Source organism: Pseudomonas rhodesiae (assembly GCF_007858255.1).
Classification (GTDB): Bacteria; Pseudomonadota; Gammaproteobacteria; order Pseudomonadales; family Pseudomonadaceae; genus Aquipseudomonas; species Aquipseudomonas rhodesiae.
The window spans coordinates 55,825-77,997 of record NZ_VFEU01000014.1; the positions used below are offsets into that span (position 1 = coordinate 55,825).

Annotated in this window: 23 protein-coding genes; 10 read left to right on the top strand and 13 right to left on the bottom strand. The window is 59.8% G+C overall.

From position 1 onward, the window contains the following. Positions 1-75: 75 nt before the first annotated feature. From FIV35_RS19505 to FIV35_RS19515, 3 genes are read right to left on the bottom strand one after another with little or no spacing between them, the layout of a single operon-like run. Positions 76-969, bottom strand: coding sequence for a DMT family transporter (locus FIV35_RS19505; RefSeq protein WP_052198939.1), 894 nt, complete (start codon positions 967-969; stop codon positions 76-78). Between the two features lie 23 nt (positions 970-992). Further along, complete coding sequence (locus tag FIV35_RS19510) at positions 993-1,970, bottom strand: 2OG-Fe(II) oxygenase family protein (protein WP_034137422.1); 978 nt, start codon at positions 1,968-1,970, stop codon at positions 993-995. A gap of 13 nt (positions 1,971-1,983) precedes the next feature. Then, the gene (locus FIV35_RS19515; protein WP_034112478.1) at positions 1,984-2,976 is read right to left on the bottom strand and encodes a hypothetical protein; all 993 of its coding nucleotides are present in this window, start codon (positions 2,974-2,976) and stop codon (positions 1,984-1,986) included. A 124-nt stretch (positions 2,977-3,100) separates the two neighbouring features. Here FIV35_RS19515 and FIV35_RS19520 point away from each other — a divergent pair, with 124 nt between their 5' ends. Continuing rightward, positions 3,101-3,949, top strand: a complete 849-nt coding sequence (locus tag FIV35_RS19520; RefSeq protein ID WP_034137421.1) for a LysR family transcriptional regulator — start codon at positions 3,101-3,103, stop codon at positions 3,947-3,949. A 69-nt stretch (positions 3,950-4,018) separates the two neighbouring features. Here the strand turns inward: FIV35_RS19520 and mqo are convergent, their stop codons facing one another. Continuing rightward, the gene (gene mqo / locus FIV35_RS19525) at positions 4,019-5,665 is read right to left on the bottom strand and encodes a malate dehydrogenase (quinone) (RefSeq protein ID WP_034137420.1); all 1,647 of its coding nucleotides are present in this window, start codon (positions 5,663-5,665) and stop codon (positions 4,019-4,021) included. A gap of 503 nt (positions 5,666-6,168) precedes the next feature. Between mqo and FIV35_RS19530 the strand changes: the two genes are divergently transcribed. Then, on the top strand, positions 6,169-7,356 hold the full coding sequence (locus FIV35_RS19530) for an MFS transporter (RefSeq protein WP_034137419.1): 1,188 nt from the start codon (positions 6,169-6,171) through the stop codon (positions 7,354-7,356). 95 nt (positions 7,357-7,451) lie between these two features. Here the strand turns inward: FIV35_RS19530 and FIV35_RS29940 are convergent, their stop codons facing one another. Further along, on the bottom strand, positions 7,452-7,670 hold the full coding sequence (locus FIV35_RS29940; RefSeq protein WP_034137418.1) for a hypothetical protein: 219 nt from the start codon (positions 7,668-7,670) through the stop codon (positions 7,452-7,454). Between the two features lie 205 nt (positions 7,671-7,875). Between FIV35_RS29940 and dusA the strand changes: the two genes are divergently transcribed. Continuing rightward, positions 7,876-8,862, top strand: a complete 987-nt coding sequence (dusA, locus tag FIV35_RS19540) for a tRNA dihydrouridine(20/20a) synthase DusA (RefSeq protein ID WP_034137417.1) — start codon at positions 7,876-7,878, stop codon at positions 8,860-8,862. A 276-nt stretch (positions 8,863-9,138) separates the two neighbouring features. Further along, on the top strand, positions 9,139-10,065 hold the full coding sequence (gene tal / locus FIV35_RS19545) for a transaldolase (protein ID WP_034096500.1): 927 nt from the start codon (positions 9,139-9,141) through the stop codon (positions 10,063-10,065). Positions 10,066-10,226: 161 nt separating this feature from the next. Here the strand turns inward: tal and rssC are convergent, their stop codons facing one another. Both rssC and rssB read right to left on the bottom strand, forming a co-directional pair. Next, the gene (rssC, locus tag FIV35_RS19550; protein WP_003172602.1) at positions 10,227-10,709 is read right to left on the bottom strand and encodes an anti-sigma factor antagonist RssC; all 483 of its coding nucleotides are present in this window, start codon (positions 10,707-10,709) and stop codon (positions 10,227-10,229) included. Continuing rightward, positions 10,709-11,890 (bottom strand): two-component system response regulator RssB, encoded by a 1,182-nt coding sequence (gene rssB / locus FIV35_RS19555; RefSeq protein WP_034137416.1) that lies wholly within the window; start codon positions 11,888-11,890, stop codon positions 10,709-10,711. The genes rssC and rssB overlap by 1 nt, the downstream gene beginning before the upstream one ends. Before the next feature lie 277 nt (positions 11,891-12,167). On the opposite strand from rssB, the gene FIV35_RS19560 reads away from it, so the two are divergent. Beyond that, positions 12,168-12,464 carry a PilZ domain-containing protein gene (locus tag FIV35_RS19560; protein WP_034137415.1) on the top strand — a complete coding sequence of 99 codons (297 nt, stop codon included), beginning with the start codon at positions 12,168-12,170 and terminating at the stop codon, positions 12,462-12,464. 62 nt (positions 12,465-12,526) lie between these two features. On the opposite strand, the gene FIV35_RS19565 is transcribed toward FIV35_RS19560, so the two are convergent. Continuing rightward, on the bottom strand, positions 12,527-13,216 hold the full coding sequence (locus FIV35_RS19565) for an MlaA family lipoprotein (protein WP_034096497.1): 690 nt from the start codon (positions 13,214-13,216) through the stop codon (positions 12,527-12,529). 196 nt (positions 13,217-13,412) lie between these two features. Here FIV35_RS19565 and pcrP point away from each other — a divergent pair, with 196 nt between their 5' ends. After that, positions 13,413-14,021, top strand: coding sequence for an HAD superfamily inactivated hydrolase PcrP (gene pcrP / locus FIV35_RS19570; RefSeq protein WP_034137414.1), 609 nt, complete (start codon positions 13,413-13,415; stop codon positions 14,019-14,021). 110 nt (positions 14,022-14,131) lie between these two features. Continuing rightward, positions 14,132-14,398: a DUF4404 family protein gene (locus FIV35_RS19575; protein WP_034096495.1), complete on the top strand. Its 267-nt coding sequence runs from the start codon at positions 14,132-14,134 to the stop codon at positions 14,396-14,398. A gap of 136 nt (positions 14,399-14,534) precedes the next feature. On the opposite strand, the gene queF is transcribed toward FIV35_RS19575, so the two are convergent. Together queF and copI are read right to left on the bottom strand one after the other, a co-directional pair. Beyond that, complete coding sequence (gene queF / locus FIV35_RS19580; protein ID WP_034096494.1) at positions 14,535-15,365, bottom strand: NADPH-dependent 7-cyano-7-deazaguanine reductase QueF; 831 nt, start codon at positions 15,363-15,365, stop codon at positions 14,535-14,537. A 68-nt stretch (positions 15,366-15,433) separates the two neighbouring features. Next, a complete protein-coding gene (gene copI, locus FIV35_RS19585) occupies positions 15,434-15,952 on the bottom strand; it encodes a copper-resistant cuproprotein CopI (protein ID WP_034137413.1) in 519 nt (172 codons plus the stop codon). A 156-nt stretch (positions 15,953-16,108) separates the two neighbouring features. On the opposite strand from copI, the gene FIV35_RS19590 reads away from it, so the two are divergent. Together FIV35_RS19590 and FIV35_RS19595 are read left to right on the top strand one after the other, a co-directional pair. Then, positions 16,109-16,789, top strand: a complete 681-nt coding sequence (locus FIV35_RS19590; RefSeq protein ID WP_034137412.1) for a heavy metal response regulator transcription factor — start codon at positions 16,109-16,111, stop codon at positions 16,787-16,789. Then, a complete protein-coding gene (locus tag FIV35_RS19595; protein ID WP_034137486.1) occupies positions 16,786-18,141 on the top strand; it encodes a heavy metal sensor histidine kinase in 1,356 nt (451 codons plus the stop codon). The genes FIV35_RS19590 and FIV35_RS19595 overlap by 4 nt, the downstream gene beginning before the upstream one ends. Positions 18,142-18,237: 96 nt before the next feature. Here the strand turns inward: FIV35_RS19595 and FIV35_RS19600 are convergent, their stop codons facing one another. Genes FIV35_RS19600 through FIV35_RS19610 form a run of 3 tightly spaced genes read right to left on the bottom strand, consistent with a single transcriptional unit; the run spans position 18,238 to position 21,482 of the window. After that, positions 18,238-19,482 carry a lipoprotein-releasing ABC transporter permease subunit gene (locus FIV35_RS19600; protein WP_083377897.1) on the bottom strand — a complete coding sequence of 415 codons (1,245 nt, stop codon included), beginning with the start codon at positions 19,480-19,482 and terminating at the stop codon, positions 18,238-18,240. Between the two features lie 58 nt (positions 19,483-19,540). After that, the gene (gene lolD / locus FIV35_RS19605; protein ID WP_162830773.1) at positions 19,541-20,224 is read right to left on the bottom strand and encodes a lipoprotein-releasing ABC transporter ATP-binding protein LolD; all 684 of its coding nucleotides are present in this window, start codon (positions 20,222-20,224) and stop codon (positions 19,541-19,543) included. 7 nt (positions 20,225-20,231) lie between these two features. After that, positions 20,232-21,482, bottom strand: a complete 1,251-nt coding sequence (locus tag FIV35_RS19610) for a lipoprotein-releasing ABC transporter permease subunit (protein ID WP_034096489.1) — start codon at positions 21,480-21,482, stop codon at positions 20,232-20,234. A 94-nt stretch (positions 21,483-21,576) separates the two neighbouring features. Here FIV35_RS19610 and FIV35_RS19615 point away from each other — a divergent pair, with 94 nt between their 5' ends. Continuing rightward, the gene (locus tag FIV35_RS19615; protein WP_034137410.1) at positions 21,577-22,161 is read left to right on the top strand and encodes a PilZ domain-containing protein; all 585 of its coding nucleotides are present in this window, start codon (positions 21,577-21,579) and stop codon (positions 22,159-22,161) included. Positions 22,162-22,173 lie beyond the last annotated feature (12 nt).

A 22,173-nucleotide genomic window follows, 5' to 3' on the forward strand; every position in this document is an offset into this window, starting at 1 on the left:
CCGCAGCCATGCTCCTGCGTGGCCATGGAGAATTTGTAACAGGCGATATCTGTCGGCTTGCTGAAGCTGAGGGCATCACGATGTGCAGGCGACGGTCGGTCGCTTGAGTCGAACCAGAATCAGACCGGCGACAACCACCGCAATGCCGGCATAGGTGGAGGCGAGAATCGCATCGCCAAACATCAACGCCGCCCACACCAAGGTCACTGGCGGCTCCAGGTAAACCAGCACTGCCACATGGGTCGCGGTCATGAACCGCAGCAGCATCCAAAGACTCAAGTAGGCAATGAAGGTCGAGAACACCGTCAGCCAGACAATCGAGATCAGTACCTCAGGCTCATGGGGAATGCTCAGGGTGTCGGTATACAACACCGCAGCGGTAAACCCGATCAGCGTCAGCAGCGATTGGATAAACAGTGGCAAGACCAGGCCCGTGCTGTGTTGTTGCGCAGAACGGCGCTCATACAGGGTTGCCAGGGTCAGCCCCAACGCCGACACCAGCGGTAACAGATACATGACCAGGCCGACACTTTGCCCGCTGCTGCCGTATTGCCCTGAGATGACGATCGACACGCCGACAAACCCGATCAGCAACCCCAGCCACTGCCATCCACCACTGCGCTCCCCGGCGTTCCCCGTTGACAGCGCCGCCGTCATCAACGGCTGCAAGGCCGCGATAATGGCCGCGATCCCCGGCGGCAACCCGTTCTGGATCGCCACGTAAACGCAACTCAAATAGAGAAACTGCGAGAGAAACCCGATCACTGCGTAATGGCGTATCTGCGCCCAGGAAACCTTGAGCAACCGCACATTCAAAAACACGCCCAGGCACAGCGAGACCAACAGAAATCGCCAGAACAGCAGGTTGAATGCACCGGCACTCTGCGCGCCCAATTTGGCGCCGATAAAGCCCGAACTCCAGGACAGAACAAACACCGCCTGCAGGAGCAGCAGCTTCACATAACCCATGCGAGGCGTGCCGCGAGTGGCGCTCACGGCGCCACGCTCAACGGATCGAGATCGGCGAAGGTAATCGGCTCGATGCCCAGCCGCTGGTACTGCTCGTGGGCCGGCCGCACCAGGTCGTGCTGTAAACGGAACCACGGCCGGATCGTCCGCAAGACCCCGTCGTCCGAAGCCAGGTGCCAGAACTTGTTCACATCCTCCTGGCTATAAGGGCAATGAAACGACAGCACCAACGACATACGACGACCGCGCGTAAGCGGACGCACTCCATGGAACACACGGCTGCCGTAGATATACACCGCATCACCACTGGATTTGACCGAGCAACTGCGCACACGCTGATCCAGCTCCTCGACATCGAACTGTTCAGCGGTGCCATCGAAGTAGACGAACTCGCCGCCGTCATACTCGTCGGACTCAGACAGCAGAATATTCAACACGAAACTGGTGCCGTCGGTGTGCCACATGCCGATCTGCGCCTTGTCGTGGTGTGCCTGGGGCGGATAGAAATAGTTGACCTGGGAACGCGCCCGCGGGAACGGATGGGGCACCAACGGAACCCCGGCAATGCGCGATACCGCCAGCAGAAAGGCCCGACTGTTCATCATCTCGCGTATCAGTGTGGACGACTCGGTGACGCCGCGGGTGCGGTTTGAAATGATCCAGTCACTGGTGCTGGAACCCGCCTCCAACTGATAACAGGCACGCCGCAGTTGGAGGATGCCCTGCTCGCTGAACAGCCCGGATACCTGGGCCAAGGCCGTCAACTGTTGAGGCGTGGAAACCGCCAAGGGCGAGTCCACATAACCCAAGTCCGCAAGGGTGCGGCTCCCCATGAGACTGGGCCCATCCGTTCGCAAATAACTGTCGCGCCAAGGTTGCAACGTATCGAGCAATGCGCCCGGATGTTTGCAACGGGATGTGGGGGCCAATGACGCCTGCAAGGCTGATCTGACGCGCGCGAAGCCTTGGGCGAATACCGGTAGCTCACTTTGTCTTTTCATGGTGATGCCTCACTCAATTGACGGCCGCGTGATCCGCGCAATATTCCGACAGCTGAAACAGCACGCTGCCGTCACCGCTGCAGTACTCGCCGATGACTCGGCAACCGCCGTAGTCCTGGCGTACGCGGGTAAATTGTTCGCGGGTGTACTTCAAACAGACATTGGTCAACAGGTAGCCCTGTGCCGAGCCTTTGCTGACGGGCAACAAGGTGGCGGCAACGCGGTAGCGATCCACCCCGTGCTCGATTTCTGAAACAACCACTTCGTGCTCGCCGGTTTTCTGGAAGCCGAGCTTCATGCCGATCAGGTCGGAGAATCGATACATACAGTCGTGCCGGTAAAAGCGCTGGATGTGTTCGTCACCCTGGGCAGTGGACAGTTGCATCTCCGAAAGCACGTAGGTTCGCGCACCACCAATACGCCGTAGGATCTGTCCGATGGTGTCGGGCAGTTCATTGCCTTCCTGAAACCCCAACATGGTGATCAGCGTCACATCCTGCCCGCAGTCGATGTGGCGCCTGTACAGCGAGCGAAAATCCGTCGACAAGTAGCGAAACCCTTGCGGCGCTGCGAGCAATGGCTCAACCGATCGGCGCATGACCCCGTGTGATGCCTGGTTGATATCAACGGCGGTGTAATGCAACGGCTCAGCGCCGTTCTCCAGCAGGTGTCGCATCAGCGCGCAGGTTTTGATCGGCTCAGGGCCCAACTCCACATAGTGCAAGCGGTCTTGACCGACCAGCTCCACAAGGTCATCCGCCACCGCGCGCAACAGTTGGCCCAATGCGCCCTGGCCACAGGGCGCGGCGCACAGATCCACGCGGTCGACGCCCTCCTGATTCAGCGAGGTCATCAGGTGCAGGATTTCTTCGCTGACCAACCGGTCCCATTCCGATAAATCAGCGCCTGTGGCCGCGTATTTAGCGGCATTTTCAACCGTCCATATCGGGCTTTCGAAGCCGTGGTTGTTCTTCAACGACGACACCACCAGCTCATTGATATCCATAAGCGCTCCCTTTCTTATTGTTCTCAGGCACCCACCGGCGTACCTGCTTGACCCAAAGCCTAGGGAGCGAGCATGATTTTGTATATTTGAATAATCTGCACAACTGATCCTTAAAAGTAGAATCATGAGCAAACAACTGAATGTCGACCTGCTGCGCACCTTTCATGCGGTGGCCCGTTTTCGGCGCTTCAATGAAGCCGCCCAACATGTGCACCGCAGCGCCTCGACGGTCACCACGCAGATCCAGAAGCTCGAAGCGTTGATCGGTCAGCGTTTGTTCATCCGCAGCAATCAGGGTGTGGAGCTGACGATGTATGGCAAGAAGCTGCTCAGCGAAACCACTGACTTCCTCAAGAGCCATGACCGACTCCTCGCTTCCCTGACCCCACAACGCATGCAGGGGAAAATTCGCCTGGGCTTGCCGGACTCCTACGCACCGGCCTTTATGCGGGACTTCCTGCCGCAACTGATCGCCGACAATCCGCTGCTCGAACTGGAAGTCGAAGCCCGATCCAGTGGTGAATTGTTCACCATGTTCAGCCGTGAGCAGATCGATCTGGCGTTGATTGTCAGCGCTCAGCCGTTGGAACAAGGGGAGCTGTTGGGGTCGATACAACCGGTGTGGGTGGTTTCCGAAGATTTCAGAACACCCGAACAGGCGCCGCTGCCAATCGCCGTGCAATTGAACGGTTGCCCCTACCGCGCTTCGGCCATGCGGGTGCTCAAGGACAACGGCACCTACTACCGGGTGCTACTGGAAAGCGCGAGCTCCACGGCAGTGGAGGCGGCCATCAGCTGCGGCCTGGCCGTGGGCATGATCGAAGAAAGTCGCATCAGCGCCGGGCTGACTAAAAACATTCCAGGGGTGCAACTGCCCGAACTGCCACGCCACCATCTCTACTTGCTGTCCGATAGCGCGAACTACCTGGCGCTCGATCTGCATGAGCAGTTAAAGCAGGGCTTCACCCTTTGACAGATGCCCACAAAAAAGCCCGCTGACCGTTACCGGTTCAGCGGGCTTTTTTGTGTCTTACAGCATTTTTTACAGCGCCAGGTCAGACGCCGGTTTGCTTGGCTCGCCCGCAGGCTTGGCAGCCTCGGTAGCCGTTGGTGCCGTCCGCTGTGGGATTGCAGGCGGTGGTGTCAGTTGCAGGACACCGGCGGTGTAGGCCCATTCCTTGGCAACCGCTTCCGGGCTGTCGTTCAGCTTGGTGCCATAGCTCGGCACGATCTGGTGCAGCTTTTCCTGCCAGGCCGGAGTGGCGACCTTGTCCTTGAACACTTTCTGCAGCACGGTCAGCATGATCGGAGCCGCGGTGGACGCGCCTGGCGATGCACCCAACAGGCCGGCGATGGTGTTGTCGGCGGAGCTGACCACTTCGGTGCCGAGTTTCAGGACGCCGCCCTGCTCTTCGTCACGCTTGATGATCTGCACGCGCTGACCGGCCTGCCACAGACGCCAGTCGGATTGCTTGGCGTTCGGGAAGTACTCTTGCAGCGCCTTGAAGCGGTCGTCATCGGACAGCATCAGTTGGCCGGCGAGGTACTCGACCAGTGGGTATTCACGAATACCGACTTTGGTCATTGGCCAGATGTTGTGGGTGGTGGTGCTGGTCAGCAGGTCCAGGTACGAACCTTCCTTCAGGAACTTGGTGGAGAAGGTCGCAAATGGGCCAAACAGGATCACGCGTTTGCCATCCAGCACACGGGTGTCCAGGTGCGGCACCGACATCGGCGGCGCGCCGACCGAGGCTTTACCGTAGGCTTTGGCCAGGTGCTGCTCGGCGATGGTCGGGTTCTCGGTCACCAGGAACGAGCCACCCACCGGGAAACCTGCGTATTCCTTGGCTTCAGGAATGCCGGACTTCTGCAGCAGGTGCAGTGCACCGCCGCCAGCGCCAATGAACACGAACTTGGCGTCGGTTTCAGTCTTGGTGCCGTCTTTCAGGTTTTTGTAGCTGACGCGCCACGAACCGTCATCGTTCTTGGTGATGTCCTGCACTTCGCTGGACAGCTTCAGATCGAACTTCGGAGTGGTTTGCAGGTGCGCGACGAACTGGCGCGTGATTTCGCCGAAGTTCACGTCGGTGCCGATCGGGGTCCAAGTGGCCGCGATTTTCTGGTTCGGGTCACGCCCTTCCATCATCAGCGGCACCCATTTGGCGATCTGCGCCGGGTCTTCGGAGTACTGCATACCGGCGAACAGCGGGCTGGCCTGCAGGGCTTCGTAGCGTTTTTTCAGGAACTTGATGTTGTCATCGCCCCACACGAAGCTCATGTGCGGTGTGGAGTTGATGAACGAACGCGGGTTCTTCAGCACGCCCTGCTGAACCTGCCAGGACCAGAACTGACGGGAGATCTGGAACGCTTCGTTGATCTCGACCGCTTTCGGGATCTCAACGTTGCCGTTCTTGTCTTCGGGGGTGTAGTTCAGCTCAGCCAGGGCCGAGTGGCCAGTACCGGCGTTGTTCCAGCCGTTGGAGCTTTCTTCGGCGACGCCGTCGAGACGCTCGACCATCTCCATCGACCAATCCGGCTCCAGCTCGTTGAGCCATACGCCGAGGGTCGCGCTCATGATGCCGCCGCCGATCAGCAGCACATCGACTTTCTTGGGCTCTTGCGCTTGCGCAGTCGTGATCCCCATCGACAACGCCAACCCCAGCAGGGCAGTGTTAACTTTCTTAAACATCCGTAGCACCTATGATAAAACGCCATCCGCCCCGCAGCCCCTGCGCCTGGGCACGCTTCCATCGCGCTGCGCCAGGCAACGCACCGCAAGGTGTGCACAGTCATTTCAGGGTCGCAGGGTGGGCACACAAAGCCGACGTATCGACTTCACTTTTATGTCCCTTCTGCGCTGACTTCTTATCATTATTGGCTTCAGCTACCCGGCGACAGCCGCCCGTCGCAACGTATACAGGAATACGTTGCGGGAACAGACCAGACCAGGACGGCGCGCAGAATATCACGGCAAAAGGCCGTTATGCGCTGTTTGGCTAATTGACAACGCCAAAACAACCGCTTTAGCGCGCTGGATCGGCCACAGTGTCAAGCCTGACGGGCGCGACGTGGGGTCACAGCCTGGCAATCGCGCGGGAACTCTGGTGCAAATGGCTGTTCTAGACACCTTCGTCGTTGCTTGCGTAGCATCGGCGGCTGTCTTTCGTGCCCTTCATCAAAACAGAGCGATTCATGTCTATCCAGCAAACACCCGGGCATGTGCTGCCCGCGCGCAGTGCCGCCAAAATGGAAGCGGCCATGGCCGTGGGCGCGTTCGCAATCGGCACCGGCGAATTCGCCATCATGGGCCTGATGCCCGACATCGCCCATAACCTGAACTTGAGTGAACCCCAGGTCGGCCACGCCATCAGCGCTTACGCGTTGGGCGTAATGGTCGGCGCGCCGCTGCTGGCGATCCTCGGCGCCAAATTGCTGCGCAAACACATGTTGCTGTTGCTGATGGGGCTGTATGCGTTGGGCAATCTGGCCACGGCGTTTACCCCGACCTTCGGTTCGCTGGTAGCGTTTCGCTTTATCAGCGGCCTGCCCCATGGCGCCTACTTCGGCATTGCCGCCGTGGTGGCCTCCAGCATGGTGCCCACCGACAAACGCGCCGGCGCCGTGGCCCGCGTGATGATGGGCCTGACCCTGGCCATGTTGTTGGGCAACCCCATCGCCACCTTCCTCGGCCAGTACCTGGGCTGGCGCTCGGCGTTCGCACTGGTGAGTGCAATTGCTCTGTGCACCATCGCTCTGGTCTGGCAGTTCGTGCCCCACCGCCATGACGAACAACGCAGCGACCCGCGCAAAGAACTGCGCGCCTTCACCAAACCCCAGGTCTGGATGGCCCTCGCTATCGGCGCCATCGGCTTTGCCGGGATGTTCTGCGTATTCAGCTACCTGGCGCCGACCATGCTGGAAGTGACCAAGGTGCCGCCCCAGTGGATCCCCTTCGGCCTGGCGGCCTTCGGTGTGGGCGGGATCATCGGCAATATCGCCGGCGGTAAGCTTTTCGACCGCCTGCAATTTCGCGCGGTGGGCCTGATATTGGTGTGGTCGATGGCGGTGTTGCTGTTCTTCCCCGTCGCCGCATCCTCGTTATGGGGCGTACTGCTGAGCATGGGCCTGGTCGGCACCATGGTGTCACTGGCCGCACCGCTGCAAATCCGCCTGATGGACATCGCCCACGAAGCCCCCAGCCTGGCAGCGGCCTCCAATCATGCGGCATTCAACCTGGCGAACGCCCTGGGGCCATGGTTCGGCGGCATGGCGATCACCGCCGGGTACGGCTGGACCAGCACCGGCTACATCGGCGCCGCCACCGCACTGGTCGGCCTGGGCATCTACCTGATCGCCCGCCGCATGCAAGGCGGCCACTAACGCCACCCGCTCCGCTGGAGATCAAACTGTGGGAGGGGGCTTGCCCCCGATACCGATGGGCCAGTCAATACACCACTGACTGACCCACCCCCCCATCAATCATCATGCAACAACCCCGCCCCATACTCCCCATAACTGCTCCCCAACCCACTGCCGCCAAAAATCATCTTGGCGGCTTTGTTGGGGCTGTGGTCGCCAAAGGCTTGGCACCCGCCTGAAAAACACGGGTCGCTGCTGACAGCAGAAGACGATGAACACGCGCTCAACAGCAACGCACCGGCGATCAACACGACTTTGACAAGGTTTGAAGTCATTTTCGGTTCCCTAGGGGCTGGAGGCTCGGCGGTCCTCGCTTGAGCAGATCGTAGGCCTACCGGGCAGAAACGATGATGAAACTTTAATGCGCGACAGGGTGGGTTCAGGTTCCTGCCGGACGGAGACGAGGCTCTTGAACGCGCAACGTTTCGGATGCATCCCTGATAAACTGCGCCCCATTCGCCTCGCTGACTCAGATCCCCCATGCTCTTACAACCCGCTCCACTCTCCCGCCGCTTCTCCGTCGCCCCGATGATGGATTGGACCGACCGCCACTGCCGGTTCTTCCTACGCCTGCTCTCCAAGCACGCCTTGCTCTACACCGAGATGGTCACCACCGGTGCGATCCTGCATGGCGATCACGAGCGCTTCCTGCGTCACAACGAAGCCGAGCACCCGCTGGCGCTTCAACTGGGCGGCAGTGTTCCCGCCGATTTGGCGGCCTGTGCGCGCATGGCCGAGGCGGCTGGGTACGATGAGGTGAATCTGAACGTCGGCTGCCCCAGCGATCGTGTGCAGAACAATATGATTGGCGCGATCCTGATGGCGCATCCGGCGCTGGTGGCCGATTGTGTGAAGGCGATGCGTGATGCAGTGTCGATTCCAGTGACGGTCAAGCATCGCATCGGTATCAACGGCCGCGACAGCTATGCCCAGTTGTGTGATTTCGTCGGGACAGTCAACGAGGCAGGCTGCACCAGTTTTACGGTGCATGCGCGGATTGCGATTCTTGAGGGCTTGTCGCCGAAGGAAAACCGCGACATTCCACCGTTGCGCTATGACGTGGCGGCGCAGTTGAAGCAGGACTTTCCGGCGTTGGAGATCGTGCTCAATGGTGGGATCAAGACGCTTGAGCAGTGCCAGGAGCATTTGCAGACGTTTGATGGGGTGATGCTCGGACGTGAGGCATATCACAACCCCTATCTGCTCGCGGAGGTGGATCAGCAATTGTTTGGCAGCGAGGCGCCGGTGATCAGTCGTGCCCAGGCGCTGGCGCAGTTGCGCCCCTATATTGCTGAGCATCTGGCGAGTGGTGGGACGATGCATCACATTACTCGGCATGTGCTGGGCTTGGGCACTGGTTTCCCTGGGGCGCGCAAGTTCAGGCAGTTGTTGTCGGTGGATATTCATAAGGCGGCGGATCCGCTGGCGTTGCTGGATCAGGCTGGGGCTCTGCTGGAAGGGCGTTGATGGGATTGCTTGCAGGGGGCAGCCAAGCTGCGGATTGGCTGGCGCTGCCATCGGGGGCAAGCCCCCTTCCACATTTTGATCTGGTTTCGTCAGCAGGTATTCGGGCAGTTGGGTTGAACCTGCGGGCGCTTTTGTCCTCCTATTGATCACCACGGCCGGTAATTCAAACGGCTGTTTTCAGGTTGTTGCCCTCGCAAACGATCGAACGCATTTGCGCCCTTGAGCGCTTGTTGGCGCTCGGGTAATGTCATCAGACCCATAGGACAGAGCACGCCCATGACTTCCAAGCTGGAACAACTCAAGCAGTTCACCACCGTCGTAGCCGATACCGGCGATTTTTCCACGCTCGCCAAGCTCAAGCCGCAGGATGCCACCACCAACCCTTCCCTGCTGCTCAAGGCCGCATCGATTCCAGGCTATGCCAAGCTGTTGGATGAATGCGTGCAGGACTGCAACGGCGATGTAGGCCTGGCCAGCGACCGGTTTGCGGTGGCGGTGGGTCAAGAGATTCTCAAAGTGGTACCGGGCCGTATTTCCACCGAGGTGGACGCCCGTTTGTCGTTCGACGAAGGCGCGATACTCAAGCGTGCGCACCGCCTGATCGACCTGTACGAAAAAGCCGGCGTTGGCCGTGACCGTGTACTGATCAAAATCGCCTCCACCTGGGAAGGTATTCGCGCTGCGGAAAAGCTGGAAAAAGAAGGCATCCAGACCAACCTGACGCTGCTGTTCTCCTTCGCCCAAGCCGTGGCCTGTGCCGAAGCCGGTGTGTTCCTGATTTCGCCGTTCGTGGGCCGCATCTACGACTGGTACAAGAAAGCCAATGGCAATGACTACACCGGCGCCGACGATCCAGGTGTGCAGTCGGTGACGCGCATCTACAACTACTACAAGGCCAATGGCTACAAAACCGTAGTCATGGGCGCGAGCTTCCGCAATCTGAGCCAGATCGAAGAACTGGCCGGCTGTGATCGCCTGACCATCAGCCCGGACTTGTTGGAAAAGTTGGCGGCGGATGAAGGCAAGTTGGAGCGTAAGTTGTCGCCAGGCCATGCGGGCGAGGCGCGCGTGCATATGACTGAAGCACAGTTCCGTTGGGAGTCCAACGAGGATGCGATGGCAACCGAGAAACTGGCCGAGGGTATTCGCCAGTTTGCGCGGGACCAGGAGAAGCTGGAGGCACTGCTGTCCGCTAAGCTGTAAACGGCGGAGGCGACAAAAAGGGCGGGACCTGTGAGGGTACCGCCCTTTTTTGTGTCGATGTCTCAGGCCGATGTCATTTCAACAGGGGAAGATACATTGACTGACACTGCGTTATCGGGGGCAAGCCCCCTCCCACAATGGGGCGAATGTTAGGCAGAGGCTCAGTGGCGCTCGAGGGCGTTGACCAGATCGTGGAAGGCTTCGCGGTTGGATTCGTTGAGGCCCATGAGGATCTTGTGCGCCTCCAGCACTTTGACCCGCACTACTTCCTCGGACTGGTCCTGGGAGGGCAGGTCTGTCAGGCATTCCGGGCAAGGTATCGGGCGATCGACGATGTTGAACACCTGATCGAAGCCCATGGATTGCAATAGACGGGTGATGTCCTCGTGGGTCGTCACCACCGTCGGCAACAGGCCGACCTTCTGGCGCGACAGAATGGACAGCTTGGCCAGCAGCCCCAGCGTGGTGCTATCGATACTGCGGGTTTCGGTCAGATCGATCACGATCGCCGAGAAGTTCAGCGCAGTGAAGATCCGCTCAATCGTCGCATCCAGCGCCGAACACAAGGTCAGGCGCACTTCACCGACAAACTTCAGGACAAACGTCCCGTCTTGCTCGGCGAATTGGATTCTTCCGGTACTCATCAAAGATTCCTGCTCAACACCAGTAGGGCGATATCATCCGGCATCTCCCCCAGCGTGGCCAATCCAAAAACCTGCCGCAAGCCATCCAGGCTGCCGCCCGCCGACTTGACCCGTTGGGGCAAGGCAGCTTCTTTCTCTTTGAGTGTAGGCTCTGGAAGAAGATCCAAAATGCCGTCGGACATCAGCGTAAGACTGAACGTCGGCGGCAGTTCCAGAATATGGTCTTCGTAGGTGGCTTCATTGAACAAGCCTACGGGCAGGCCACGGCCTTCCAGGTAACGCACACTGTCGGGAGTGTATAAAACAGGCATCGGCAGGTGACCGCCGATACTGTAAGTCAAAAGACCGGTTTCTTCGTCAATCACGCCGCCAACCATCGTCACATGCTTGCCCAGCTTGCAGCTGATCAGGCCTCGATTGATGTGGCCCAGTACCTGTGAAGGAGTGAACTCCGGCAAGGTGCCATTGCGCTTGGATTCAAACAACAGCCGTGTGGTCATGAATTTCAACAGCACGGTCACGAAGGCGGATGAAGCACCGTGGCCGGACACGTCCGCCAGGTAGAACGCAACGCGACGCTCATCGACGCGGAAATAGTCGACAAAATCTCCCGACAGGTACAGCGACGGGATGATCTGGTGGGCAAACCGGAACTCATCGATCGTCCACGGGCTTACCGGCAGCATGTTCATCTGTACCTGACGACCGGCGTTCTGATCTTCCTGCAGCAGATTCAGGCTGGCTTCCAACTCGCGGTTGGCGGTTTCGAGCTTTTCACGGTAGCGCTGGTTTTCCAGCAGCAGACGCGCACGGTCCAGGGCACGGCGTACCGAGTGCTCCAGCACCGCCAGGTCTTCCAGGGGTTTGATCAGGTAATCGGCGGCACCCAGGCGCAAGGCTTCGACGGCATCATTCATCACGCCAGCGCCGGACACCACAATCACCGGCGTCTGCGGCGCCAGCTCGGCGACTTGGCGAATCAGCTCAAGGCCACCCATCTGGGGCATGCGCAGGTCGCAGATCACGAGGTCGGGCTTATCGCGCTCGAACACCTGGAGACCCTGTTGGCCATTACTGGCCTGCAGGACGCTGAAGCCACTGTCTTCCAAATAGGCCGCGAGGCTCGCGCGCACTACTTCGTCGTCATCGATTATCAGCAGCGTGGCACTGGTTTTTTGCATGTGGGCAAACGGCGCCAGAATTAGGTTGGCGTAGGCGGCACGGCAATGGCCGGGCTCATACTACTGGATTCGCTTTCTAGCCTCTCTGTCCTACAAAGCATAGGCCTTTTGCCCACGCACAACTGTAAAGCAGAGGTGCCCTTCTAAGGCGCAGACGGTACTCCCATCCGCCAGGTGTTTCAAGCTCATGCCGATGGTCGCCGGGCGTCTTTACACCGCAAATCACCGGGAGTTATAAGAACAGCCAAGACCACAACACAAAGTAAGGATGAAACCGATGAGCGACCGAGAGCGCGACTACGCCGAAAAACGCGATTTCATCCGCATGCGGGTGGATACCAATGTGTCTTTGATCCACGCAGGCCAGGAAATTGAAGGTGTGTGCCTGGACCTTTCCAGCTCCGGTATGCAGGTGCAGGCGCCTCGTCAATTCAGCGTCGGTGACCTGCTGAGCGTGCGCATTGAATCCGAGCACGCAGCACTCAAGGGCCTTGAAGCCGATACCGAGGTGGTTTGGGTCAACGCGCAAGACGGGCAACAGAAGCTGGGGCTCAAAATCTTGAAAAAGAGCTGAAAAGCGCGCACAAAAAAGGCGACCCTACAGAGGTCGCCTTTTTCATTTCAATATGTCACAGCTTAAAAGTCGTCAACCACCTTGCCATCTCGAACCTTGAACTCACGGTTCTGCAGATAAGCATTGCGGATAAAGGTGTACTTGTCACCGGTGATCAGCTTCTCACTGTCGAGCAAGCTGGCACGGGTGTCGATGATGTTCAGGCCCATGGTGCTGTTGCGCCAGTCGATATCGTTCATATAGCGATACGGCTGGGTGTAGCTATCGACATACTTGGACGGTGCATCACGCAGCGTACTAGGCCCCAACAGCGGCAGCATCACGTACGGACCGCTACCCACGCCCCAGTAACCCAAGGTTTGGCCGAAGTCTTCATCACTGCGTTGCAGCCCCATTTTGGTGCCGACATCAATAAAGCCGAGCACGCCAAATGTGGTGTTGACCAGCAAACGGGCCGTATCCACACCTGCGTTATGGGGCTTGAGTTGCAGCACGTTGTTGGCCAGGTTGCCGACATCGCCGATATTGCGGAAGAAGTTATGGATGCCGTCTTCGACAAATTGCGGGGTGATCCACTGATAGCCTTGAGCCAAAGGCTTGAGGGCGTAGGTATCAACCGTGTCGTTGAATGTGAAGATCGGGCGGTTGATGCTTTCCCATGGATCGTCTTCCGATGCAGCCTGTACGGCGAACGGCGCCAGCATCACAGTGGCACACACCGACAGCTGAGCGAAATAATGGCTCCAGCGCATAGCTTTAGCTCCTTGAATAGTCTGTCATGGGCGCTATGCCCTGAATAAGGCCGTTAGTATATGACGGAAGTATCCAATTAGGCAGCCGCTAGGAAACGACATACGCAAAATGGACAAAATTCCTACAATTAAATAAAGCTGTCATCGCCTTGTCATCCCGTCTCGATAGCGTTTGAGCTATTTCAGGGACGTCGACATGCCACACGCCGAAATTGCCAACGCCAGCGCTCCTACCCTGACTGCCGTGTTGTTCGGCCTGAGTGGCTGCCTGGTGGACTTTGGTTCCCAGGCGCGCACCGACTCATCGTCGCCACACTCCCAAGCCACCCCAGGCGCTCTGAACGTCCTACGCAGCCTGAAGGAACAAGGCGTGCCGTGCGCCTGGTTAGATGAGCTGCCGGCTACCGTGACCACGCCATTGGCAGCCGTGCTGCCGCGCTGGCTCAAGGCCGCGACGCCCTCCCCGATCCGCTGGCCGGCGCCCCATGCCTGCTGGCAAGCCTTGATGGAGTTGAATATCGAGCGCTTGGAAGGCTGCGTACTGGTCAGCGGCGAGCCGCGTCTGTTGCAGTCAGGCTTGAATGCTGGACTGTGGACCATCGGCCTGGCCTCCTGCGGCTCGCTGTGCGGCCTGGCGCCCGAGCAATGGCAAGCGCTCAGCGAACAGGAACGCGAGTACAAGCGCGGTAAAGCCACCGTGGCGTTGTATGGGCTGGGCGTGCACTCGGTGATCGATCACCTCGGCGAACTCGGCACCTGCCTGGCGGACATCAGCCTGCGCCAACTCAAAGGCGAGAAGCCCTGATCGAGATCATGCACAGTCGCCTCCAGTGAATTAATCTACGAGTAAGTCCGTAGACCTTTCCCGGCGTGCCGCGGTCTATGCCAGTGCCTATCGATAAAAGGAAGAATGTGATGCCTGATCGCGAGAAGTTAAAACAGCAGGCCGATATAGTGAGCAAACAACTGGAAGAGCATCCAGATTTGCCCCTCGAAAAGCGCCAAGCACTGGAAAAACTGGTTGCCGATTTGAATTTTCAACTTCAAATGGAACCGGGCGCCCAGTCACCCAGCATTGCCGACGATTTCAACAAAGCGGCGATCGAGTTTGAATCCAGTCATCCCGGGCTGGCTGGAGCGTTTCGCAATATAGTCACTACCCTGGGCAGCATGGGCATCTAACCCGAGCCCAAGCCGAACCCAAAACCAAGTGTGGGAGCTGGCTTGCCTGCGATACCGACGTATCAGTCACTGGATAAATGACTGAAAGATCGCAATCGCAGGCAAGCCAGCTCCCATAGTATTTTTGGGTAAAGGCTTACTGACGCGCGAGCCTCATGTTTAAGAACTGAGTATTCTCGGTGCTTCGATATGGGTTGATGTCCAACCCACCCCGCCGCACATACCGTGCATACACCGTTAGTTTCTCCGGCTTCAGCAAACGCTGCACATCCAGGAAAATCCGCTCCACGCACTGCTCATGGAAGTCCGAGTGCTGGCGGAAGCTCACCAGGTATTCCAGCAAACTGGCGTGATCCAGCGCCGCCCCCCGGTACTCCACCACCACGCTGCCCCAGTCCGGCTGACTGGTGACCGGGCAATTGGACTTGAGCAAATGGCTATGCACGCTCTCCTCGACGATGCGCGATGCATCGCAGCGCAGCAGCTCCGGGCGCGGATGCTCGTAACTGCTGACCTTGATATCCAGATCGTCAATGCAGACACCCGGCAGCGCCTGCACGCCTTCGGCTTCCACGTCGGCCAGGCTGCGGATGCGCACGCCCACCGGTTTGCCGGCCGCCGCGCTGAGGTCGGCGCGCAGGGTCGCTTCCAGGCTCTGGCTATCGGCAAAAGCACTCTGGTTCAACGAGTTGAGGTACAGCTTGAAAGACTTGGATTCGATGATGTTCGGCGAATCGGCGGGGATACTGAATTCACCGATGGCCACCACCGGTTTGCCCGATGGCAACAGCCACGACAGCTCGAAGCAGTTCCAGAAATCCACGCCTTGGTACGGCAGGGTTTCGGCGCTAAGGCCCAGCTCGGCCCACTTGGCGGCGCGGGGAATCGGGAACAGTAACGACGGAGTGTAAGTGGAGATGTATTCACTGGACTTGCCCAGCGGCGAATGTTCGGCTGCGGGATGCATGGCGGAAACCTGGCTAAATAAACCGCGCCAGTCTAACAGCCTTGCCCCCGCCTTTGCGCCTCAGCCGCTTACTGGCTGACGTGGACCTTACCCACCATGCCGGCCTGATAGTGGCCCGGTAGGTTACACGCGAACTCCAGGCCAGTGGCTTGCTTGAAGGTCCACGTCAGTTCAGCCGTCTTGCCCGGCTCCACCAGCACGCTGTTGGGATCGTCATGTTTCATCATCCCACCGTGCCCCATGGCGCTGTGGTCCATTTTTCCCATGCCGGTGGCGGTGAGCATGCCGCTGGCCTGCATCTGCAACATTTCCTTCTGGTGCTGCGCATGCATCGCCGCGTCGCCCAGGTTGAATTCGTGCAGCAGGTTGCCTTTGTTGACCAGTACGAAACGCACTGTCTCACCGGCCTTTACATCGATGGATGCTGGCGAGTAGGCAATGTCCTGCATCGTCACTTCCACGGTACGCGTGGCTTTGTCGGCCGGCGCCGGCTGGCCGAACGCATAGGTGGAAGCCCCATCGGCCAGCGCATCGAAGCTCAACGCCAACAGGCAGCCCGCCAATAGCAGGGGTGTACGCAATGCCATCGCTATTCTCCAAAAAAATGTAATCCGCTTGAGACGCACTCTAAGATGGCGCCGCTGCCAGCCAGCTGACTGCTAGATTACAACTTTGTCAGGTTGCGCCTTTGCCCTGGCGCCCACGGTATAAAGCCCTTCGTTCCCCGTTGCCTAGAGCCGCCCATGAAACTGCTGATCGTCGAAGACCAACCAAAAACCGGCCACTACCTGCGCCAGGGCCTGGCCGAGGCAGGTTTCACCACCGAATTGGCGATCGATGGTACTACCGGGCAGCACCTGGCATTGTCCGGTGACTACGACCTGTTGATCCTCGACGTCATGCTGCCGGACCGCGACGGCTGGCAAATCCTGCAAGCGGTGCGTGCCACCGGGCTGGATGTGCCGGTACTGTTCCTCACCGCGCGTGACGCCGTGGAAGACCGCGTGCATGGCCTGGAACTGGGCGCAGATGATTATCTGGTCAAACCGTTCGCCTTTTCCGAACTGCTGGCCCGCGTGCGCAGCCTGTTACGACGCGGTAGCAGTGCGCCCCAGGAGACTGCGCTGCAGTTGGCCGACCTGCGCCTGGACCTGATCCGCCGCCGCGTCGAACGCGACGGCCAACGTATCGACCTCACGGCCAAGGAATTCTCCCTGCTCGAATTGCTGCTGCGGCGCCAGGGCGAAGTGCTGCCCAAGTCGCTGATTGCCTCCCAGGTGTGGGACATGAATTTCGACAGCGATACCAACATCATCGAAGTGGCGATCCGCCGTCTGCGCCTGAAAGTCGATGACCATTTCCCCAATAAACTGATCCACACCGTGCGCGGCATGGGCTATGTGCTGGAGGAGCGGTGCAATTGATCCGCCGCCTGTCCCTGGCCAGTCGCCTGGCGCTGTTGTTTGCCGCCTGTACTGCGGTGGTCTCGCTGCTGGCCGGCGTGCTGTTCAATCGAGCCAGCGAGGCGCATTTCCTGGAGTTGGATCAGCAACTGCTGGACAGCAAACTGATGGCGCTACGCGGCGCCCTGCAAGGCGTCGATTCCCCGCAGGCGTTCGCTCAACACCAAGCCCCTTTGCACGCCGAACTCAGCCGCCAACCGGACCTGACGCTGCGTGTCACGGCTGCCGGCCAGCGCTGGTTTGACAGCACAGCGAGCCTCACCCTGCCGGAATCGCCCGGATTGCATAGCCTGCGACAGGCCGGCACGGACTATCGGGTGCTCAACGCACCGCTGATTGCGGGCCAGGCCGGTTCGCCGCAACTGAGCCTGCTGCTCGATATCACCCACCATCAGCATTTCCTGCAACGCATGCAGCATTTGATCTGGCTTACCGTCGGCCTCTCGGCACTGGCCACCGCCCTGCTCGGCGCCTGGGCTGCGCGCAGCGGGTTGCGGCCTCTGCGGCGCATGGGCGAAGTCGCGGCCAGTGTGTCGGCCAATTCCCTAACCCAGCGCCTGCCCCAGCAACATATGCCCGCAGAACTGGCGGAGCTGGCCCAGGCCTTCAATGCCATGCTCGGTCGCCTGGATGACGCATTCCAGCGCCTCTCGGCGTTCTCCGCCGACATCGCCCATGAACTGCGCACGCCGCTGTCGAACCTGCTGACCCACACCCAAGTCATCCTCACCCAGCCGCGCCCGCTGGAAGATTATCGCGAGGCGCTGCACAGCAACCTGGAAGAACTGCAATGGATGGCGCAGTTGGTCAACGACATTTTGTACCTGGCCAAGGCCGACCATGGGTTGCTCACGCCCAAGCGCGAGCCCCTGGCGCTGGCGGATGAAGTGGAGGCGCTGCTGGAGTTTTTTGCGCTGCTGGCCGAAGACGCCAATGTGCGCCTGGTGCGTGAGGGCGCTGCCTACACACGCGGCGATCGCGGCATGTTGCGCCGGGCGTTGTCGAACCTGCTGGACAACGCGCTGCGCTTCACCCCGGCCGGGGGCGAAGTGCGGGTGACGATGCTTGAGGATGCACACGGGGTGAGGTTGGCGGTGGAAAACACTGGCGATGGCATCCCGGCGCCGTTACTGCCTAGATTGTTCGACCGCTTCTATCGGGCAGATCCAGCGCGGCGCGAAGGCAGCAGCGAGCATGCCGGCTTGGGCTTGGCGATTACTCAGTCGATCGTGCGGGCCCATGGGGGGCGGATTTTTTGTGAATCCGCGGCTGGAGTGACAAGGTTTGTGATTGAGTTGCCCAGGGTAAGTTGATGCAAGATGGGCCGGCCCTATCGGGGCAAGCCCCCTCCCACACCTTGAATGCCGTTCTTATGTGTGTGGGCTTGCCCCCGATAGCGGTCTCAATGATTACGAATATCTCAGCGCATGGGCCGGCTCGATCTTCGCTGCGCGATACGCCGGGTAGATCGTCGCCAGAAAGCTCAGCACAAAACCGGCCGAGCAGATCAGCAGCACGTCGCCGCCCTGCAGCTCGGAGGGCAGGTTACTGACAAAGTACACATCCGAACTGAAGATATGCTGCCCGGTCACGCGCTCCAGCCAGCCCACCAGTTCGCTCACGTTCAGTGCCGCGATTACGCCGAGTACGCCGCCGATCAAGGTACCGACGATGCCGATCACGGTGCCCTGCACCATGAAGATCGCCATGATCTGCCGCGGCGTGGCGCCAATGGTGCGCAGGATCGCGATGTCCGCGCCCTTGTCGTTCACCACCATGATCAACGTGGCGATGATGTTGAACGCGGCCACGGCGACAATCATCAGCAGCAACAGGCCGATCATGGTTTTTTCCATTTTCATGGCGCTGAACAGGCTGCCCTGGGTGTGGGTCCAGTCATCGGCCTTGTAGCCCGCGCCCAGGCTGGCGGCGATATCCGCCGAAACCTTGGGTGCCGCGTACAAGTCTTTCACCGCCAGACGCACGCTTTGCACCTGGTTCGGCTGCCAATGCTGTATCTCGGCGGCGTCGGCCATGTTGATCAAGGCCATGGAGCCATCCAGCTCGGCGCCGACCTTGAAGATCCCCACCACATTCAACCGCTGCATGCGCGGGGTGATGCCGCCCGGCGCGCTGCTGAGTTCCGGCACGATCAGGGTCAGCTTGTCGCCCACATTGAGGCGGAAACGCCGCGCGGTGATCTCACCGACCACCACGCCGAACTCGCCGGGCCTCAAGTCTTCCAGTTTGCCGCGCACGATATGCTGGGCCACGATCGACACCTTGCCTTCCTGGGCCGGGTCGACGCCGCTGATTTCAATCGGCTGCATGGCACCCTTATAGGAAAACATGCCGTCCATTTGCGTGAAAGGCACCGCAGCGGTGACCTGCGGGTTCTTCATCGCCGCGGCGGCCACTGGCTGCCAATCGTCGATGGGCTTCACGCCGACGACGGTCGCATGAGGCACCATGCCGAGAATGCGCGAACTCATTTCGCGCTGGAAGCCGTTCATCACCGACAGCACCACGATCATCGCCAGTACGCCGAGGGCGAGGCCGATCATCGAGGTCATCGAGATAAACGAGACAAAACGGTTGCGGCGCTTGGCGCGGGTATAGCGCGTGCCGATAAAAATCGATAACGGTCTGAACATTCGCGGGCACCGTTGGAAAAATAGAAAACCCGGCATCATGCGCCGGGCTTGAAACAGGTCAGATGGCGACCAAATGACCTTCCTGCAAGTGCAACACGCGGTCCATCTGCCGAGCCATGCTCATGTCATGGGTCACCACCAGGAACGCGGTGCGCATCTGGGTGCTCAGTTCCAGCATCAGGTCCTTGATGCCCTGGGCGGTGTGCGAATCCAGGTTGCCGGTGGGCTCGTCGAGCATCACCAGGCCCGGGTTGTTCACCAGGGCACGGGCAATGGCCACACGCTGACGCTCGCCGCCGGACAACTCCGCGGGTTTGTGCTCCAGGCGATGGCCGAGGCCGACACGCTCCAGCAGCGCCGTCGCACGTTGACGGGCCTCGGGGATCGCGGTTTTGCCGATCAGCAATGGCATGCATACGTTTTCCAGAGCAGTGAACTCCGGCAACAGGTGGTGAAACTGATACACAAAGCCCAGCGAGCGGTTGCGCAACTGGCCACGGGCTTTCTCGCCCAGGGCCGACAACTCTTCACCGGCCAACCAGACGCTGCCCTGGGACGGCGTATCGAGGCCGCCCAACAGGTTGAGCAAGGTACTTTTGCCGGAACCGGAACTGCCGACGATCGCCACGCGCTCGCCCGGATGCAGTTCAAGCTGCAGGTTGGACAGCACCACCACGGACTCCGGGCCTTCCTCGTAGGATTTGCCCAGGTTGCGGCAGCTCAGGATTGCTTTTTCACTCATGCCCGATTCACTCATAACGTAAGGCCTGTGCTGGCTGGGTACGTGCCGCGCGCCAGGCTGGATACAGGGTGGCAAGGAAACTCAGGACCAACGCCGCGCCGCCTACCATCAACACGTCCTGGGTCTGGACCTGGGACGGCAGATAGTCGATGAAGTAGACGTCGGCGTTGAGAAACTTGTGGCCGATCAGGGTTTCCAGAGCGGCGATGGCCGCGCTGACGTTCAACGCAGCAAGGATCCCGACGGCAGTGCCGATCAAGGTACCGACCACACCGATCACGGTGCCCTGCACCATAAAGATCGCCATGATCTGACCCGGCGTGGCGCCGAGGGTGCGCAGGATGGCGATATCGCCTTTTTTGTCGTTCACCACCATCACCAGGGTGGAGATGATGTTGAACGCCGCCACGGCAACGATCAGCAGCAACAGCAGACCGATCATGGCTTTTTCCATGCGGATGGCCTGGTACAGGTTGCCGTGGGTGCGGGTCCAGTCGCGGGCGTAATACTCGGACTCGCCCAGGTGCTGGGCGATTTCCCAGGCGCCGCGCGGGGCGTCGAACAAGTCACTGAATTTCAGGCGCAGGCCCTGAACCTGGTCCGGCTGCCAGCGATGCAGGCGCGCCAGGTCGGTGAGATTGGTCAGACCGAGGTAGCCGTCGATCTCGCCAGCGCCGACGTGGAAGGTGCCGACCACGGTAAAACGCTTCATGCGCGGAAACATGCCAGCCGGGGTCACGGTGACTTCCGGGGCGACGAAGGTGAGCTTGTCACCGATACCCACGCCGAGCTTGGCCGCGGCCTTGTCACCGATAACGATGCCAAAACTGCCCGGGGCCAGGTCGTCGAGCCGGCCCTGCAGCATGAACTGGTCGATGATCGAGACCTTGCGTTCCTGGGCCGGGTCGATGGCGTTAAGCAGGATCTTCTGCACCTTGCCGTCGTTGGTCAGCAGCCCCTGCATCTGGGTGAACGGCGCAACGGCCACGACCTTGGGGTTCTGCTTGACCTTATCGGCCAGGCTTTGCCAATCACTGATGGGCTCACTGGCTTCGATGGTCGCGTGGGGCACCATGCCCAGCACGCGGGTGCGCATCTCATGATCGAAACCGTTCATCACCGACAGCACCACAATCATCACGACCACGCCCAAGGCGAGCCCGATCATCGAGGTCAAGGAAATGAACGACACAAAATGATTGCGACGCTTTGCACGGGTATAACGCGTGCCGATAAATACGAAGAGAGGTCTGAACATGTCGGGGCTTGTTCGGAGGAAAAGAAGACGTCCCGGTGGCGGGGTCTGGTAAGCAGCTTTACACTCAGACCATTACCGCCAGCAGGGGTTCGCCATGACGACATTAGATGAAGAAGAGCGCCGCGAATACTACCGTATCGACGACATGATCGCACTTCAAATCAAAAGCCTGTCTGCCCCTGAAGCAGCGGGCAAGGAAGTATTGCTGGATGATTCACCGCTGTTCAACCTGCTCAGTGAATTGCACCTGAGCGAATTCGAAGCCCAGCACCTGTTGCGCCAGATCAGCGAGAAAGATCGAAGCCTGGCGGCCTTCCTCAAAGTCCAGAACAAACGCCTGGACCTGCTCAGCCAAGTCATGGCGCTCGGCCTGCTGGACGAAGTGGGCGCGCCGCAGCCCGTGATCATCTCCGAAGGCGGCATCGACTTCCAACACCCCTCATCCTTGCCTGTGGGTGCCCACCTGGCGGTCAAGCTGGTGCTGATGCCCCAGGCGCTGGGCCTGTTGCTGCGCGCCAAGGTCACCCATTGCGACGCCAAAGGCGATGGCTTCGACGTCGGCACGGAATTCGAATCCATGACCGATGCCCAACGCCAGTTGCTGGCGCGCTACATCCTGCAAAAACAAGCCCAGGAGCGGCGCCTGGCGCGGGAAAAAAGCGACGCCCAGGCCACCTGAATTCGTATACAC

Excerpts from the sequence above, each read along its gene's own strand:
- rssC (WP_003172602.1), bottom strand. The coding sequence starts at position 10,709 with ATGAGTACCGGAAGAATCCAATTCGCCGAGCAAGACGGGACGTTTGTC.
- FIV35_RS19520 (WP_034137421.1), top strand. The coding sequence starts at position 3,101 with ATGAGCAAACAACTGAATGTCGACCTGCTGCGCACCTTTCATGCGGTG.
- FIV35_RS19600 (WP_083377897.1), bottom strand. The coding sequence starts at position 19,482 with ATGTTCAGACCGTTATCGATTTTTATCGGCACGCGCTATACCCGCGCC.
- tal (WP_034096500.1), top strand. The coding sequence starts at position 9,139 with ATGACTTCCAAGCTGGAACAACTCAAGCAGTTCACCACCGTCGTAGCC.
- FIV35_RS19565 (WP_034096497.1), bottom strand. The coding sequence starts at position 13,216 with ATGCGCTGGAGCCATTATTTCGCTCAGCTGTCGGTGTGTGCCACTGTG.
- FIV35_RS29940 (WP_034137418.1), bottom strand. The coding sequence starts at position 7,670 with ATGACTTCAAACCTTGTCAAAGTCGTGTTGATCGCCGGTGCGTTGCTG.
- FIV35_RS19530 (WP_034137419.1), top strand. The coding sequence starts at position 6,169 with ATGTCTATCCAGCAAACACCCGGGCATGTGCTGCCCGCGCGCAGTGCC.
- FIV35_RS19515 (WP_034112478.1), bottom strand. The coding sequence starts at position 2,976 with ATGGATATCAATGAGCTGGTGGTGTCGTCGTTGAAGAACAACCACGGC.
- FIV35_RS19615 (WP_034137410.1), top strand. The coding sequence starts at position 21,577 with ATGACGACATTAGATGAAGAAGAGCGCCGCGAATACTACCGTATCGAC.
- lolD (WP_162830773.1), bottom strand. The coding sequence starts at position 20,224 with ATGAGTGAAAAAGCAATCCTGAGCTGCCGCAACCTGGGCAAATCCTAC.
- rssB (WP_034137416.1), bottom strand. The coding sequence starts at position 11,890 with ATGCAAAAAACCAGTGCCACGCTGCTGATAATCGATGACGACGAAGTA.
- pcrP (WP_034137414.1), top strand. The coding sequence starts at position 13,413 with ATGCCACACGCCGAAATTGCCAACGCCAGCGCTCCTACCCTGACTGCC.
- FIV35_RS19575 (WP_034096495.1), top strand. The coding sequence starts at position 14,132 with ATGCCTGATCGCGAGAAGTTAAAACAGCAGGCCGATATAGTGAGCAAA.
- FIV35_RS19560 (WP_034137415.1), top strand. The coding sequence starts at position 12,168 with ATGAGCGACCGAGAGCGCGACTACGCCGAAAAACGCGATTTCATCCGC.
- copI (WP_034137413.1), bottom strand. The coding sequence starts at position 15,952 with ATGGCATTGCGTACACCCCTGCTATTGGCGGGCTGCCTGTTGGCGTTG.
- mqo (WP_034137420.1), bottom strand. The coding sequence starts at position 5,665 with ATGTTTAAGAAAGTTAACACTGCCCTGCTGGGGTTGGCGTTGTCGATG.
- queF (WP_034096494.1), bottom strand. The coding sequence starts at position 15,365 with ATGCATCCCGCAGCCGAACATTCGCCGCTGGGCAAGTCCAGTGAATAC.
- FIV35_RS19505 (WP_052198939.1), bottom strand. The coding sequence starts at position 969 with ATGGGTTATGTGAAGCTGCTGCTCCTGCAGGCGGTGTTTGTTCTGTCC.
- FIV35_RS19510 (WP_034137422.1), bottom strand. The coding sequence starts at position 1,970 with ATGAAAAGACAAAGTGAGCTACCGGTATTCGCCCAAGGCTTCGCGCGC.
- dusA (WP_034137417.1), top strand. The coding sequence starts at position 7,876 with ATGCTCTTACAACCCGCTCCACTCTCCCGCCGCTTCTCCGTCGCCCCG.
- FIV35_RS19610 (WP_034096489.1), bottom strand. The coding sequence starts at position 21,482 with ATGTTCAGACCTCTCTTCGTATTTATCGGCACGCGTTATACCCGTGCA.
- FIV35_RS19590 (WP_034137412.1), top strand. The coding sequence starts at position 16,109 with ATGAAACTGCTGATCGTCGAAGACCAACCAAAAACCGGCCACTACCTG.